General features: G+C 70.4%; 12 protein-coding genes and 2 pseudogenes. 5 read left to right on the forward strand and 9 right to left on the reverse strand.

All coding sequences use genetic code 11. The features are described from left to right. Nucleotides 1-126: 126 nt before the first annotated feature. Nucleotides 127-2,454: a pyruvate dehydrogenase gene (locus ACGFZQ_RS36610; protein ID WP_393844069.1), complete on the reverse strand. Its 2,328-nt coding sequence runs from the start codon at nucleotides 2,452-2,454 to the stop codon at nucleotides 127-129. A gap of 173 nt (nucleotides 2,455-2,627) precedes the next feature. On the opposite strand from ACGFZQ_RS36610, the gene ACGFZQ_RS36615 reads away from it, so the two are divergent. From ACGFZQ_RS36615 to ACGFZQ_RS36630, 4 genes are all read left to right on the forward strand, one after another. Beyond that, nucleotides 2,628-3,110, forward strand: coding sequence for an Lrp/AsnC family transcriptional regulator (locus ACGFZQ_RS36615; protein ID WP_294002395.1), 483 nt, complete (start codon nucleotides 2,628-2,630; stop codon nucleotides 3,108-3,110). Between the two features lie 495 nt (nucleotides 3,111-3,605). Further along, entirely contained in the window at nucleotides 3,606-7,352 is a 3,747-nt protein-coding gene (locus ACGFZQ_RS36620; RefSeq protein ID WP_393843986.1) for a S8 family serine peptidase, read from the forward strand. Nucleotides 7,353-7,675: 323 nt separating this feature from the next. Next, the gene (locus tag ACGFZQ_RS36625) at nucleotides 7,676-8,485 is read left to right on the forward strand and encodes a glycosyltransferase (protein ID WP_393843987.1); all 810 of its coding nucleotides are present in this window, start codon (nucleotides 7,676-7,678) and stop codon (nucleotides 8,483-8,485) included. A 9-nt stretch (nucleotides 8,486-8,494) separates the two neighbouring features. Continuing rightward, nucleotides 8,495-8,692 carry a nucleotide disphospho-sugar-binding domain-containing protein gene (locus tag ACGFZQ_RS36630; protein WP_393843988.1) on the forward strand — a complete coding sequence of 66 codons (198 nt, stop codon included), beginning with the start codon at nucleotides 8,495-8,497 and terminating at the stop codon, nucleotides 8,690-8,692. A gap of 27 nt (nucleotides 8,693-8,719) precedes the next feature. Here the strand turns inward: ACGFZQ_RS36630 and ACGFZQ_RS36635 are convergent, their stop codons facing one another. The 8 genes and pseudogenes from ACGFZQ_RS36635 to ACGFZQ_RS36670 all read right to left on the reverse strand — a co-directional run bounded on the left by ACGFZQ_RS36635 (nucleotide 8,720) and on the right by ACGFZQ_RS36670 (nucleotide 13,526). Then, entirely contained in the window at nucleotides 8,720-9,175 is a 456-nt protein-coding gene (locus ACGFZQ_RS36635) for a MarR family winged helix-turn-helix transcriptional regulator (protein ID WP_294002385.1), read from the reverse strand. A 249-nt stretch (nucleotides 9,176-9,424) separates the two neighbouring features. Then, nucleotides 9,425-9,922 (reverse strand): hypothetical protein, encoded by a 498-nt coding sequence (locus ACGFZQ_RS36640; RefSeq protein WP_294002383.1) that lies wholly within the window; start codon nucleotides 9,920-9,922, stop codon nucleotides 9,425-9,427. A gap of 213 nt (nucleotides 9,923-10,135) precedes the next feature. Further along, nucleotides 10,136-11,065 carry a 2-hydroxyacid dehydrogenase gene (locus ACGFZQ_RS36645; protein ID WP_393844070.1) on the reverse strand — a complete coding sequence of 310 codons (930 nt, stop codon included), beginning with the start codon at nucleotides 11,063-11,065 and terminating at the stop codon, nucleotides 10,136-10,138. A gap of 273 nt (nucleotides 11,066-11,338) precedes the next feature. Then, nucleotides 11,339-11,530, reverse strand: a complete 192-nt coding sequence (locus ACGFZQ_RS36650; RefSeq protein ID WP_393843989.1) for an AMP-binding protein — start codon at nucleotides 11,528-11,530, stop codon at nucleotides 11,339-11,341. Beyond that, a complete protein-coding gene (locus ACGFZQ_RS36655; RefSeq protein WP_393843990.1) occupies nucleotides 11,520-12,149 on the reverse strand; it encodes an AMP-binding protein in 630 nt (209 codons plus the stop codon). The genes ACGFZQ_RS36650 and ACGFZQ_RS36655 overlap by 11 nt, the downstream gene beginning before the upstream one ends. Before the next feature lie 56 nt (nucleotides 12,150-12,205). Next, nucleotides 12,206-12,280: pseudogene (locus ACGFZQ_RS36660) on the reverse strand (hypothetical protein); the annotation flags it as partial. A gap of 8 nt (nucleotides 12,281-12,288) precedes the next feature. Continuing rightward, nucleotides 12,289-12,513 (reverse strand): annotated as a pseudogene (locus tag ACGFZQ_RS36665) (AMP-binding protein); the annotation flags it as partial. Nucleotides 12,514-12,704: 191 nt separating this feature from the next. Beyond that, on the reverse strand, nucleotides 12,705-13,526 hold the full coding sequence (locus ACGFZQ_RS36670) for a Bax inhibitor-1/YccA family protein (protein ID WP_294002371.1): 822 nt from the start codon (nucleotides 13,524-13,526) through the stop codon (nucleotides 12,705-12,707). A 264-nt stretch (nucleotides 13,527-13,790) separates the two neighbouring features. On the opposite strand from ACGFZQ_RS36670, the gene ACGFZQ_RS36675 reads away from it, so the two are divergent. Further along, a complete protein-coding gene (locus ACGFZQ_RS36675) occupies nucleotides 13,791-14,759 on the forward strand; it encodes a zinc-binding alcohol dehydrogenase (RefSeq protein ID WP_393843991.1) in 969 nt (322 codons plus the stop codon). Nucleotides 14,760-14,871 lie beyond the last annotated feature (112 nt).

Here is a 14,871-nt window from a genome sequence, read left to right on the forward strand (position 1 = left end):
CGGGGGCGGCTGCCCGGGGGCGCCCGGGGGGGGGGGGCGCCCCGCCGCCCCCCCCCCCCCCCCCCCCCCCCCCCCCCCCCCCCCCCCCCCCCCCCCCCCCCCCCCCGCCGTCGTGGACCGGCCGTGTCAGTCGATGAGGTCCAGGGCGGCGGCGACCACACCGGACGTGTCGATGCCGTGGTGACGGTAGACGTCCTCGATCGAGCCGGACTGGCCGAACGCGGTCACTCCGAGTGTGGTGACGGGCGTGTTGCGGATCGTGCCGAGGAACGCCAGCGTGTGCGGATGACCGTCCAGCACGGTGACGAGCGGGGTGGCCCGGTCGGCGGGGAAGACCTGGTCGAGGATCCAGCTCGGGCTGTCCGCCAGGCCACGACGGGCCTGGAGTGCGCGGAAGAGCAGGTCCGGGCTGGTCACGCACACGACGTCGGCCTGGTGGCCGAGGGCGGCGAGCCGGTCGGCGGCGGCGAGCGCCTCGGTCATCACCGCTCCCATCGCGGCGATGGTCACCACGGGCTTGTCGTGCCGGCGCATCCGGTAGGCCCCGGCGGTCACCTGCCGCCGTCGGCGTTCCCGGGCGGCCGGGTCCCCGGGCACGGCGGCCAGGGACTGGTCGACGGGACGGGTGGAGAGCCTCAGGTAGGCCGAACTCCCGTCCGGGCGGCCGAGATTGCCGAGCGCCGCCAGCAGACACCATTCCGTGTCGACGGCGAAGGCGGGCTCGTAGGTGACGCAGCCGGGCTGCTCGATGCCCAGCGACGGCGTGGTGATCGACTGGTGCGCGCCGCCCTCGGGGGCCAGCGTGACCCCGGACGGCGTGCCGACCAGGATCGACTGGCCGCCGGCGTAGATCCCGAACGACCAGGGTTCCAGGGCCCTGTTGACGAAGGGGTCGTAAACCACGCCGATCGGCAGCAGCGGCTGTCCCCAGCGGCTCCAGGTGGCGCCCAGCTCACCCAGCACGCCGACCAGGTTCGTCTCCGCGATGCCCAGTTCCACGTGTTGGCCGGTCGGCCGCTCCTGCCAGTGCAGGAGCGTCTCGGAGTCGTCGGCGAACCAGTCAGGGCGCTCCGTCGGCGACCACACGCCGACCTTGTTGAGCCAGCCCCCGAGGTTCGTGGACGAGCTGACATCGGGGCTGACGGTGACGATCCGGCTCGCCGCCCCGGGAGCCCGGCGGGTGAGGTCCAGCAGGACCCTGCCCAGAGCCTGCTGCGTGTTGCCGGTACCCGTGGGGGCCGGACGGCCGAGGTCGGCGGGGATCGCCGGGGGTTCCTGCGGCACGTGTGCGGGGCGGTGCAGCCGCGCGGAGGCCGCCGCGCACAGCGCCGCTTCCGGCGACCCGGGGGCGAAGGCCTGCCAGGGGTGGTCGAGGTCCGTGCCCAGTCGGTCCGCCAGCGCCGACATCTGGTCGGCGGTCAGCAGGGAGGAGTGGTTCTGCGGGTGGCCCTGGGTGGGCAGCCCGTGACCCTTGACCGTGTACGCGAAGATGACCGTGGGGCAGGCGTCGTCGACGCTGTCGAACGCCTCCGTCAGCGCCCCGATGTCATGACCGCCCAGGTTGCGCAGCGCGGCCAGCAGGGAGCTGTCGTCCAGGGACGCGATCAGACCCGCGACCGGTCCGGCCGTCGAACCGGTGCCGGGCAGGCGATCGCGCAGCTCGTCGGCCGAGCAGCGCAGCAGGCGCTGGTACTCGGGGTTGCCCATGGAGTCGATACGGGCACGCAGGGCCTCGCCGCCCGGCCGGGTGAACAGCTCCTCCAGCAGCCTCCCGTACTTGAGCGTGATCACCTGCCAGCCGGCCGCCGCGAACATGCCCTGGAGCCGGTCGGCGGCGATACCGGGGACGACGCGGTCCAGGGACTGCCGGTTGAGGTCGACGATCCACACCGCCTCGCCGAGGCCCTGCACCATCGGGTCCTGCACGGCCTCCCAGACGGCGCCCTCGTCCAGTTCCGCGTCGCCCAGCAGGGAGTACTGGCGTCCGGTGCCCGCCCCGCCGAAGTGGCCCTCGACGTAGCGGCGGGCGAGGGCGCCCCACAGGGGGGCGGTGGCGCCGATGCCGACCGAGCCGGTGGAGTAGTCGACCGGGTCGGGGTCCTTGGTCCGGCTGGGATAGCTCTGCAGGCCCCCGAAGGCGCGCAGGGTCGTCAGCCGGGACTCGTCGAGTTCGCCGAGCAGGTAGTTGATCGCGTGCAGCACCGGGGAGGCGTGCGGCTTCACCGACACCCGGTCCCGGGCGGTCAGCGCGTGGAACCACAGCGCTGTCATGATCGAGGTCATCGAGGCGCTCGACGCCTGGTGGCCGCCCACCTTGAGACCCGAGGGGTTGGGCCGTACCCGGTTGGCGTGGTCGACGATCGCGGTGGACAGCCAGAGCAGCCGCCGCTCGACCGCCTCCAGCACGGCGAGATCCGCGGTCCGGTCTAGGGCCCGGCCGCCACCGTGCGTCATCAGCTTCTGGTCAGTGGTCACCACAGACACCTCCGTCACCGGCACACGGCCTCGGACACTTCGCTTTGTGCGCCCTCAGTAGACATACGGCTCTGCGGTTGCACAAGATATGTATGTCGAACTGAGCATTCTGCTCAGAACCCGGTGCCGATGAGAGGTGCGGACCGAGCAACATGAGCACTGCGCGGAGCCTCGATGCCACGGACGCCCGGATCCTGCTCGCCCTGACGGCCGACCCGCGGGCCACCGTCGTCGCGCTGGCGGAACAGCTGGGGCTGTCGCGCAACACGGTCCAGGCCCGGCTGGCCCGGATGGAGCAGGGCGGCGCGCTCGGATCCTTCGAGCGCCGGATCGTCCCGAAGGCGCTGGGCCACCCGCTGACGGCGTTCGTCACCGCGCGGGTGGGCCAGCACCGGCTGGCGGAGGTGTCGGAGGCGCTCGCGGGTATCGCGGAGGTGGTCGAGGTCTTCGGGCTGAGCGGGGAGACCGATCTGCTCGTGCGGGTGGTCGCCGTGGACGCGGAGGACCTGTACCGGGTCGCGGGCCGGATCCTGGCCGTCCCCGGCATCGAGCGCACCGCCACGGCCCTGGCCATGAGGGAACTGGTGCCGCACCGTCTCACCCCGCTGCTGCGCCGCACCGCGGACGGCCGCTGAGAGTGCGACGGGAAAAGAGCTCATGCTTGACTATGCAATAAAACGGATTTCGCGATACGAACCGGACGTGTTGTGCGGTGAGGGGCAGACGATCCGACAAGGGTCCTGTACCGTCGATCCTGAGGTGAAGCGCTGCGCGGTCGTTTCTGCGCGCTCGCCAAAAAGCAGGAGCTGAATAGGTTCTCCTTTCTCGGAGCCGATTTTCGTGCCGATTAGCGGCCATGCCCTTCCTGTCTTTTTCTGCGCTTCTCCGGTACGGCGCCGACCGCTGCCCTCCTTGCGTTCTACCTGCTCATCCTTGGTTCGTGCATGGTGTGCGCTCGGACGCTGTGCTCATAGACCGTCCGGCGACGGTCCTGTTTCGTGGGAATGATCACTGCCATTGTCACACCCTTGGTCACATGTTCACTGGGAGACTCCTGCCAACCCAACCGGGTGAACCCAAGGCGAATCCCGGACAACAGTCCACGGATTTCCGTTTCCACAGGAAAACATGTGAAGAAGACTCCATCGAGACGCTGGGGCGTTCTGGCCTTCGTCAGCGCGTCCCTCCTCGCACTGTCCAGTTCCCTCATCGCGTCGGCGGACGTCCCGTCCGCGTATTCCGGACGTTCCGCGGCCGGCTCCGGCACCTCCCGCACGGCGGCCGCCGACGTTCCGGCCGGAACCCACTCGGTCACTCTGATCACCGGTGACACCGTCACCACACGGCAGCCGACCCAACCCGGCCAGACGGGCGGCACCGTCGTCGTCACCGGCCCGGACGGCGGAACGGCCGACGCCCGTGTCATGGAGAACGGCGGCGACCTCTACGTCTACCCCGATGCCGTCGTCCCCTACATCGCCGAAGGCATCCTGGACCGACGGCTGTTCGACGTCAGCGATCTGGTCGCCGACGGATACGACGACGCGCACACCGACGGACTCCCGCTGATCGTCTCCTACGTGCGGGGCGCCGCCGACCGGCAGGCGGACGTCCAGCCCGCCGGAGCGACCCGGGTACGCGGCCTCGACGGCATCGGCGGCGCCGCCCTGACCGAGGACCGGTCCCGGTCGCAGAGCTTCTGGACAGCGGTCACCCGCTCCGGCACGGACACCGCGGGACGCGCCGCCACCGTGAAGCCGGCGTTCGCCGCCGGGATCGCGCGGATCTGGCTCGACGGCAAGGTGAAGGCCGACCTCGCCGACACCACCGCCCAGATCGGTGCCCCCCAGGTATGGGCCGGCGGCGACACCGGCCAGGGTGTGGACGTCGCCGTCCTGGACACCGGCGTCGACACCGGGCATCCCGACCTCGCCGGGCGCATAGCCGCCACCCGCAGCTTCGTCCCGGACGAGGACGTCCAGGACCACAACGGGCACGGAACCCACGTCGCCTCCACCATCGCGGGCACCGGCGCCGCCTCCGACGGCACGGAGAAGGGGGTCGCGCCGGGCGCCCGCCTCCACATCGGCAAGGTCCTGTCGAACAGCGGCACCGGGCAGGACTCCGACATCCTGGCCGGCATGGAGTGGGCGGCCGTCGACGAGCACGCCAAGGTCATCAACATGAGCCTCGGCTCCAACACGCCGTCCGACGGCACGGACCCGTTGAGCGCGGCCGTCGACCAGCTCAGCGCCCAGACCGGTGCCCTGTTCGTGACCGCGGCCGGCAACACCGGCCGGGCGCGGAGCATCGGCGGCCCCGCGGCGGCGGACGCCGCCCTGACCGTCGGCGCGGTCGATTCGAAGGACGCGCTGGCGATCTTCTCCAGCCAGGGCCCGCGGATCAGCGACAGCGCGATCAAGCCGGAGATCACCGCGCCCGGTGTGGACGTCCTCGCGGCACGCTCCCAGTACGCCGGCGAGGGCCAGGGCTACTACCAGACGCTCAGTGGCACGTCCATGGCCGCCCCGCACGTAACCGGGGCCGCGGTGCTGATCGCGGCACAGCACCCGGAACTGACGGGAAGCCAGATCAAGGACCTGCTGGTCAGCAGTTCGCTGCGGACCCCGGCGTACGACGCCTTCCAGGCCGGCAGCGGCCGGGTGGACGTCGCGGCGGCCGCCCGCGTGAAGGTCTTCGCGACGTCCACCGCCTCCACCGGGACCGCGGACCCCGAGTCGCCCCCGGTGGAGCGTCCGGTGACCTACACCAACCTCACCGACGCGGCGATCACCCTCACCCTGTCGGTCGACGCTCCCAGCTCCGCGGCGGGCCTGTTCGGTCTGTCCGCGAACCACGTCACGGTCCCCGCACACGGCACCGCCGGCGTCACCGTCTCGATCGACGGCTCGGCGCCGACCACTGACGGGCACTTCACCGGCCAGATCGTGGCAGCCGACGCCGACGGCGACGCACTCGCGCACACCGCGGTGTCGCTGGGCAGCACGGCCCACAAACTGACCATGACCTTCAAGGACGCCCAGGGCCGGCCCATGTCGGGCGTCGTCGAAGTCATCAGGCAGGGCGAGAGTGACCCGGACTTCCTCATCGTCGACGATTCCGGCACCGGCTCCGAGTATCTGGCCGCCGGTATCTACTCGGTGCTGTCCTTCAAGGACGTACAGGGTGTGCACGGCCCGCACTCGAGGGGCGAGGCGCTGCTCGGTGACCCTGAGGTCGATCTCGACCAGGACCGCACCGTGACGCTCGACGTGGGCAAGATCCACCAGGTCGACATGACGGTCCCGCAGCCCACCGCGACGACCTACCGGCGCCTGGAGTACTTCCGGTCGATGGACGGTGCCTCGTACCGTGACTACATGGAGACCCAGACCTATTACGACAGTCTGTGGGCTCAGCCGACCACGCACGACGTCACCCACGGCGACTTCTACCTCGGCGCCCGCTGGCGCAAGCAGCAGTCCGCGCTCAGCGTCTCCACCAAGTCCACCGACTTCACCGACGTGTTGCGGCAGAGGCTTGTCACGCCGCTGCCCAAGGGCCACTACAGCCTGCCCGTGGTCTTCGCGGGCAACGGAGGTGCCTCGGACTACAAGAACCTGAACGCGCGCGGCAAGGCCGTGGTCGTACGCCGCAACGAGACGGTCGCCGACGCGGCCCAGGCGGCGGCGGCCGTACAGGCCGGGGTCAGGCTGCTGCTGGTCGAGAACGACGTGGTCGGTCGGCAACTACGTCCGTACGGCAGCGACTTCACCACCCCCGCTGCCGTCGACGTGGCGTTGCTGACCATGGACCAGGGCGAGGAACTCGTCCGGCAGGCCCGCACCGGAAAGGCCGTGCTCGCCGTCGCGTCCGAGCCCTCGCCGGCATACGTGTACGACCTGATGCAGACCTGGCACAACCGGATTCCGGCCGACCTGGTCGTGCGCGGCGGCCGGGACAACCTGGCCCGGGTCGACGTCACCTTCGACGCGTCGGACCCGACGGTGACCGGCGGTGAGTACCGCTACGACTGGCCCGCGTACTCGAACTACGGCGCCGGCACCACCATGCAGCGGGCACCGGTGAACGGCAAGCGCGTCGACTGGGTCTCCACCACGGGAGCCAACACCTGGGGTCAGGAGGCGTTCGCCGACGGTCTGCTCTACGAGATCGAGCCGAGGACCACGTACCGGGCGGGCAGCACCCAGACCCAGGAGTGGTTCAAGCCGATCCAGCGTCCCTACCTGAACGACAACTACCGGCTGCCAAGCCGAAGTGGCAACGCGCTGACGTTGGACGTGCCGGCGTACGGCAGCCGCGATCACGTCGGCATGGACATGAATTCCGACCTCTCCCAGCAGACGGTCACTCTGTACCAGGGCAAGACACAGCTGGCACAGGGCACGGGTGCGGTGGTCGAGGCGGACGCTCCGGCCACCGGCAGCCTTCCGTACCGCCTGGAAGTCAAGAACAGCCGGGACGCGGCGTACAGCCCGTACTCGTCGACCACCACCACGGACTGGACCTTCACCTCGCAGGCGCCGGTGGACGCCCCGTCGGCCGTGCTGCCGCTGCTGCAACTCGACTACTGGCTCAGTACCGACGCCGCGGGCCGGGCCGACCGGAACGCGACGCTGACCGCCGAGGCCGAATCCCTGCCCGGAGCCGTCGCAGCCGGCTCGCCGGGCCGGGTGACGCTGGAGTTGTCCTACGACGACGGCAAGACCTGGCACCGCGCGAGCGGCGGGTCCGACGGACGGTTCCGGCTGGACGCACCGAGGAAGGTGTCGTTCGTGTCGCTGCGGGCCAGTGCACGTGACACGGCGGGGAACACGGTCAGCCAGACCGTGCTCCGAGCCGCCGGCCTGCGCTGACCCCGCATTCGGCGCGGAACGGCTCACGGGTGTCTTCGACCCCCTGACCGGCCGCGCGTGACATCGGCCTTCACCGCCCGGACACGGGCGGTGAAGGCCGACTTCGTGTGGGGGCGTGCCCCGCTCCGCCGGTCACCGGCAACCCGGCGGCACCTCTGCGACGATCCCGGTCGCCGCAAGATGTTTGACGGAGCAATTAAAGGGTGGGTATGTTCGTGATGTCACCGCCTCTTCGGCATACGGGCGGTCTGTCCTGACGTCCGTCATGGGCGGAAACCGGCCAGAGCGGCCTCTGGCGACGTCGAGTCAGGAAAGTCCCCGCCGTGCGCATCCTCTTCTTCAGCAATCCCCTGCCCGAACGCCTCACCCCGCTGCTGCCGCTGGCCCGGGCACTGCGTGAGTACGGGCACGAGGTCGCCCTCGCAACCGCCTCGGAGGCGGCACCCTGGCTGGAGCAGGAGGGCTTCGAGCTGATGTTCTTCGGCCCCACCACATACGAGGTGACCGCTGAGGTGGCCCGCCGTATCGGCGTGGACATCCTGCTCAGCCCCACGACGGACATCATGGCGGAGTACTTCGCCGGTGCGCGTGTGGACCTCATGGCCGACGAAGCAGTGGACCGGGCCGGGCGGTGGATGCCCGATCTGATCGTCTCCGAGCACTGCGACCTGGTGGGGCCGCTGGTGGCGAGCGCCTGCGAGGTGCCCTGCGTCGTGGCGGTCACCGGTACGGCGTTGGAGCCGGACGAAGTCGACGCTCTCACGGCGACCGTGCGCACCCGTTACCTGGACCGCGGACTCCAGCCTCCCCCGCAGGCGTCGGACGGGCGTCGGCTGCTGCATCTGTCCCCGCCGAGCCTGCGCCCGCAGTGGCCGGCAGCGGCCCGCCGGCACGACGCGACGCGGGCGGAGTCCGGTCCGGCGCCCGCCCGGCTGTCACTCACACGCCGGAGGGAGAGCGACGCTTTCGACGGGGAGGCGGGCGGGGCACATCCCGTGCGCGGCTCCGCGGCCGCCGAAGAATTGAACGATGTCACCGCGGTGCTGCACCACGGTGGTCCCGACCTCGCCTTCGCTGCTGCGGCACATGGTGTCCCGGCCGGCGTGGTGCCCGAGAGGCCAGACAGGCCCTAGGCGGAGCGGTTGGCGGCGGTCGGCGCGGGCATCGCACTGCCGGCCGGGGAACAGGATCCCGCGGTGACAGCCGCCGCGGGCCACAGGCTGTTGTCCGATCCGGGCTTCACGGCCGCGGCCTCGCGCATTCGTGACGAGACAGCCGAAATGCTGACAACGGCACAGGTCGCGCAGTGGCTCGTCACGGCGGCGGCCGACGGCGGGTGACGCCTCCTGGGCCGGGGGGCTCCGGTGTCAGCAGGGCGCTATGCGCTCCAGCACTTTCGCGGCTGCGGCAATATCGCAGCCGTCCAGGTGCGAGAAGACATGGCGGCGGACACTTGCAAGGTTGATGGGCCAGGCCTGTTTCAGCTGGGTCCATCCGGCACTGGTGAGTACGGCGAGCCACGCCCGCCCGTCATCGGGGGCCTTCTTCCGCAGGACCAGCGACTGCGACTCGAGACGGTTGACCACCCTGGTCATGCCGCTCAGCGACAGCCCGCACATATTTGCCAAGTCACTCATGCGCATCTGGTGGTGCCGCACCTCGGAGAGGTGCACCAGCACCATGTACTCAACCGTGGAGATCGAGTGTTCATCCAGCATGTCCGCGTCGACGACTCGCGGCAAAAGCATCATTACCCTGCCCAGCGCCCGCAGGAAGGCCTCCTCGTCGTGATCGAGGGGCTTGATATTCTTCACGTCTGCCATGCGGCACAGTGTAAATGGCACTCCGCTGCCGAAGTCGGCGGCCGTGCGGACTCCGTCGGGCAGCCACCATTCGCGGAGAGAAATCCTGGATCCGAATACACATGTGTTTCTCGGATCATCGAATACGTATCACGTCACGCGTACGGATACGGACCTGATATGAGTATCTGTGTCGGGAAGTCGTCGAGGTCCGTACCCGTGTGCTCCCTCCGGGCGTCCGCACCGGACGGAGCACACCGGCCGGTCGGGTCACTGAGGCTGATCCTCCCGGGCCTTCGCCAGGGCGTACTTCACCGAGTGGTGCTCCCGGTACCGCTTGACGTGCCCCTTGGCGACCAATGATTCGAGGGTGTTCCTTACGACCTGGGGTGTCGGATTCCGGTCCGGGTGCTTCTGCAGGAGTTCCTTGCGTACTTCCTTGGCCATCCGCGGCTCGTCGTGTCCGGCGAGCAGGGCCAGCAACATGTCTCCGAGCAGCGGTTGACGCGACTTCCCCTTCGTGCCGGAAGCCCGTCGTGCGCTTCGCGGCACGGGCGTTTCCTTGGGCTGCTCGGACAGCCGTGGCGGGTCCGACAAACCGTCGTAACGCTCCGCGAGCTGCAGGATGTCCTGAAGAAGAGCTTCCTCTTCCTTCAACATCGTGATCTGTTCGGCAAGTTGAAGCTGGATTTGACGATTTCGCTCAAGATCCGACACGGCCTGTTCCACATACCGTGATCGGAGCGTGGCGGCTGGTTGGCTGGTCACAACCGTTCACTCCTTTAACCAATGGTGCTGCGCTGTGCATGGTACCGAGGTATTCACGATTGTGCAGATGTGTGCGGCATTGCCACATGAAAATACGACGTCGGAATTGGGTCCCGTTGTCTGTGCGGCGGGTATGGCCCGCGTGAAACATGACAGGCGCGCGGTGCCCGGGGCGGTGTCGATCGCCGATATCCGGGCGGGGGCGAAGTCGCCTCAGCCTGCGGCAGGGACGGCCAGTACGGCGTTGTGGAGTGCCTGTCCGCGGGCGAGGCGGTTCAGTTGCATGGTGAGCATGCGTTTGACCTGCGGTACGAACGCGGTGGTGAACGCGCCGGCATGAGGGCTGATGAGCACGCCCGGTGCCGTCCACAGTGGATGTTCCCTGGGCAGGGGCTCGGGGTCGGTCACGTCCAGGGCCGCCTGGAGCCGGCCGCACTGTACTTCCGCGAGCAGCGCTTCGGTATCCACCACCGCACCACGTGCCACATTGACCAGCAGGGCACCGTCCTTCATGGTCTTCAGGAAGCCCGCGTCCACCAGATGCCGTGTGCTCTCGGTGAGCGGCACCGAGAGAATCACCACGTCCGCCCGCGGCAGGAGCTTGTTCAGGGCCGACGGAGCGTGGACCGGCCCGCGCAGGGACCAGCGTGACGAGCCGGCCACGCGCTCCACCTCGCAGTCGAAGGGGAGTACGCGCTCCTCGATGGCGGCGCCGATCGAGCCGTACCCGACGATGAGTACCGTCGCGCCGGACAGCGACGGGCGTATGCCCTCCTGCCAGCGCCCGGCGGCCTGGTTGCGGACGAGGTCCGGCACCCCGCGCAGCGCCGCCAGGGTCAGGGTCAGGGCCAACTCCGCGGTGCCGCCGTTGTGGAGGCCGCGAGCGTTGCAGAGCAAGACGTCCGGGCGAAGGTGCGGCAACAGGTAGTCGACCCCCGCGCTCAGCGCCTGAAGTACCCGGAGCCGTGACATGTGCGGCAGCGGCCGGAGGATCACGTCCGGATCCTTGGTCATCGGGGGCGCGTAGAAGGTGACGCGGGCCGGGTCCGTGGGAAATCCGCCCTGGCCGTCCCAGTGCGCGTAGTCCAGACAGTCCGGGAGGCCGTCGAGATCCTCGGGAGGCACGGGAAGCCACGCGAGCATCCGTTCACCCCCGTGGACGGTCGCGCCGGAGGGGGCGATGGACGTGACTGGGCTCACGGTTGTCTTCACTCCTTGCGGGACGTGCCGCACCAACAGCCTGGTGCGCGGGCATCGCGTCGGCCTGGACGGCGGGAGCCGCGATCACGGTCCTGGCAGGGCCCGGTTGACGTCCGCGGCGCGGGGGTGAGGAAGAGAACCTCAGGACCCCTGTGCGACTTCAGGAGTCTAATATGTGCGGTCATCTTGGCTGAGCGCGCCCTGGCCTCGGTTGACTCACACGTTGCCGGGGTTGATGCCGGGCAGGCGCCTCCTGACCTCCGCGGTGAAGCCCTCGGGGACCGGCGAGCCACCCATGACGAACAGGCGCAGGGACGACAGGTCGGAGGCGGTGTCCTCGGCCTTGAGCAGGATCGGCCTGAGCATGGCCGCGACGCCCGCGAAGAAGGTGATGCGCTCACGCACCATCAGTTCGACTGCGGTCTCCGCCTTGAACTCCGGGGTGAACACACAGCATCCGCCGCCGGTGAAGAACCCGATGAAGGTGCGAGACCACACCGGTCGCGGGGAACATCGGAGCCGCGATGAGCGTCCGCTCGGCCGGTCCCGCACCCAGTCGCTCGCGCACGGTCCGCGCGTTGGCCAGCAGGTTCGCGCGGGTGTGCATGGAGCCCTTGGGCCTGCCCGTGGTGCGCGAGGTGTAGAGCAGATGTGCCACGTCCGCCGGCCGGCTCCGCAGGCCGGGCAGCGCGCCCGGATCGGTCTCGGCCGCCCCGGTGTCCGTCCGGGGGACGAGCACGCCGGCCGGGACGACGCGTTCGGCGACGGCGGCAGGGACGCGGGCGCCGAGCGGGCCGTCGAGGGCGTCGGTGAGGATCACCTTGGCGCCGCTGTCGGTGAGGACGTGGTCGAGTTCCGGGCCGGTCAGCCGGGTGTTGACCAGCACGGCGACCGCGCCGGACAGCTGGATGCCGACGTACCCGACCGCGTACTGCCAGCAGTTGGGTAGCAGGACGGCGACCCGGTCACCGGGTGCGACACCGAGGTCCCGCAGTCGGCCCGCGGCGGCGGTCGCCCGCCGCAGCACCCGGACAGCTGGATGCCGACGTACCCGACCGCGTACTGCCAGCAGTTGGGCAGCAGGACGGCGACCCGGTCACCGGGTGCGACACCGAGGTCCCGCAGCCGGCCCGCGGCGGCGGTCGCCCGCCGCGGCACCCGGACAGCTGGATGCCGACGTACCCGACCGCGTACTGCCAGCAGTTGGGCAGCAGGACGGCGACCCGGTCACCGGGTGCGACACCGAGGTCCCGCAGCCGGCCCGCGGCGGCGGTCGCCCGCCGCAGCACCTCGGCGTGCCCGAGCCGGACCGCTCCGTCCACCAGGGCCTCACTCGCGCCGTGTTCGGCCGCGACCTCGATGAACATCCGGGGGAGGGTCTCAGCGCGCATCACAACTCCGTAAGCATCGACAGCAGCGGAGTGCGGGGTTTCGGCCGGTCGAAGACCTCGGTCCCGGGCGTCGTGGCCCGGGACCTTCGCGCACAGGGGGCTCGCAGACCCGGTGACTCCGGGCGGGCACACCCTGTCTCCGCCGACGTGATCTTACGTGTGAGTCTGCCGGTGCGGCACACCCGGGCGCATCAGGTGTCGTCCCGCAGGACGGTGAGTACCCGCAGGGCCTCCAGATAGATCCACACCAGGGTCGCGGTGAGGCCGAAGGCCGCCAGCCAGGACTCCTCGCGCGGCGCGCCGTAGGCGACCGCGTCCTCGACGTGCCGGAAGTCCAGGGCGAGGAAGCACGCACCGAGCAGGACGCCGGCGATGCCGAAGACGGCTCCGAGCCCGCCGCTGCCGAGTCCGAGTCCGTTGCCGGCGCCGAGGGCGGACAGCAGGAGGTCCGCGGCCGTCAGCAGGAGGAAGCCGGTGGCGGAGGCGAGCACGAAGCCGAAGAACCTCCGGGTGACACGTATCCAGCGCATCCGGTACGCGATGAGCACACCCGCGGACACGGCGAAGGTGCCGAGGACCGCCTGGACGATGACACCGGGGGCGACATATGTCGACGTCGCGTCCGAGATGACGCCGAGGAAGACCCCTTCGAACGCCGCGTAGCCGAGGATCAGGGCCGGGGACGGCGTGCGCCGGAAGGCCTGGACGAGGGAGAGGACGAAGGCGGTGACGGCGGCGGCGACGGCGATCCCGTAGGACCGGCCGAGGGCGTCCGGGTCGACGGGCAGCACCGCCCAGGACAGTGCCGCTGTCAGGACCACGGTCCCGAGCGTCGCCGCGGTGCGGACGATCACGTCGTCCATCGTCATCGTGGGCCGGCCGGCCGGGGATTCCTTGCGCAGGCTCGGACCACCAACTCGGGCGTACGGGTTGACGAGCAGATCGCCCGCGGGAGCGGCGTCGGCCGGACGGTCGAAACCCCGGCGGGAGAAGATCGGATTGCTGCTCTTCACGTGGCTCGTTCCTCTCGGTCCACCGCGGGTCGCGGAGGGACCCGCCGGGGGAGTGCGTCACCATTCTGACCGGTGACGACAGAGGGAGCAAGCAGATGTCACCCCTCGGAAAGGTGACGACAATCTCGCGGCGGCAGGGAACCGACGCGCGCCTGCGGTAGCTTCTGCTCCCCGAGCACACGGGAGTTCCCGCCGCCGGAACACGTGGCGACCGCCCTCGTACGGCTGCGGGTGCACACGTGCCGATCCCTCAGGAGGACGAGAATGAACCGCTCCGCCCACGCGTACTGGCTCCGCTCGCCGGGCCACGGTGAAATACGTGAGGTGACCCTGCCGGAGCCCGGCGAGGGTGACGTGGTGGTGCGCGCACTGTGGTCCGGCGTGAGCCGGGGGACCGAGACGCTGGTATTCCGCGGCGGTGTGCCGCACAGCCAGTACGAGGTGATGCGCGCTCCCTTCCAGGAGGGGGACTTCCCCGGTCCGGTGAAGTACGGCTACCTCAGCGTGGGCGTCGTGGAGGAGGGTCCCGCGGAACTGACCGGCCGCACGGTGTTCTGCCTGTACCCGCACCAGAGCCGCTACGTGGTACCGGCGAGCGCAGTGACCCCGGTGCCCTCCCGGGTGCCGGCCGAACGGGCCGTGCTCGCGGGGACGGTGGAGACCGCGGTGAACGCGCTGTGGGACGCCGCGCCGCTCATCGGCGACCGGATCGCGGTGGTCGGCGGCGGCATGGTCGGATGCTCGGTCGCCGCGCTGCTCGCCCGTATCCCGGGCGTACGCCTGCAACTGGTCGACGCCGACCCGGCGCGCGCGAAGACCGCCGAAGCGCTCGGCGCGGGCTTCGCCGCACCCGCCGACGCCCTCGGCGACTGCGACCTCGTGGTCCACGCCAGCGCCACCGAGGCCGGACTCGCCCGCTCCCTGGAACTGCTGCGGCCCGAGGGCACGGTCGTGGAACTGAGCTGGTACGGCGACCGGAAGGTCACCCTCCCGCTCGGCGAGGCCTTCCACTCCCGCCGCCTGACCGTCCGCGGCAGCCAGGTCGGCACCGTCTCCCCGGCCCGCGCCGACCGCAGCTACGCCGACCGGCTCGCCCTGGCCCTCGACCTGCTCACCGATTCCGCCCTGGACGCCCTGATCACCGGCGAGAGCGGCTTCGAAGAACTCCCCGCCCTCATGCCGCGTCTCGCCTCGGGCGAGGTACCGGCCCTGTGCCACCGCATCCGCTACTGAGACCGGCCGCCTGCGCCGGGCAGCGCCCGGCCACCGAGACGCCGCAGGCGTCCCGAGCGCGGCGGCGCGCGCCACCGCGGGGCGGCCGCCGCTCTCCGCCCGCCCCGATCCG

Source organism: Streptomyces sp. NPDC048254 (assembly GCF_043201895.1).
Taxonomy (GTDB): domain Bacteria; phylum Actinomycetota; class Actinomycetes; order Streptomycetales; family Streptomycetaceae; genus Streptomyces.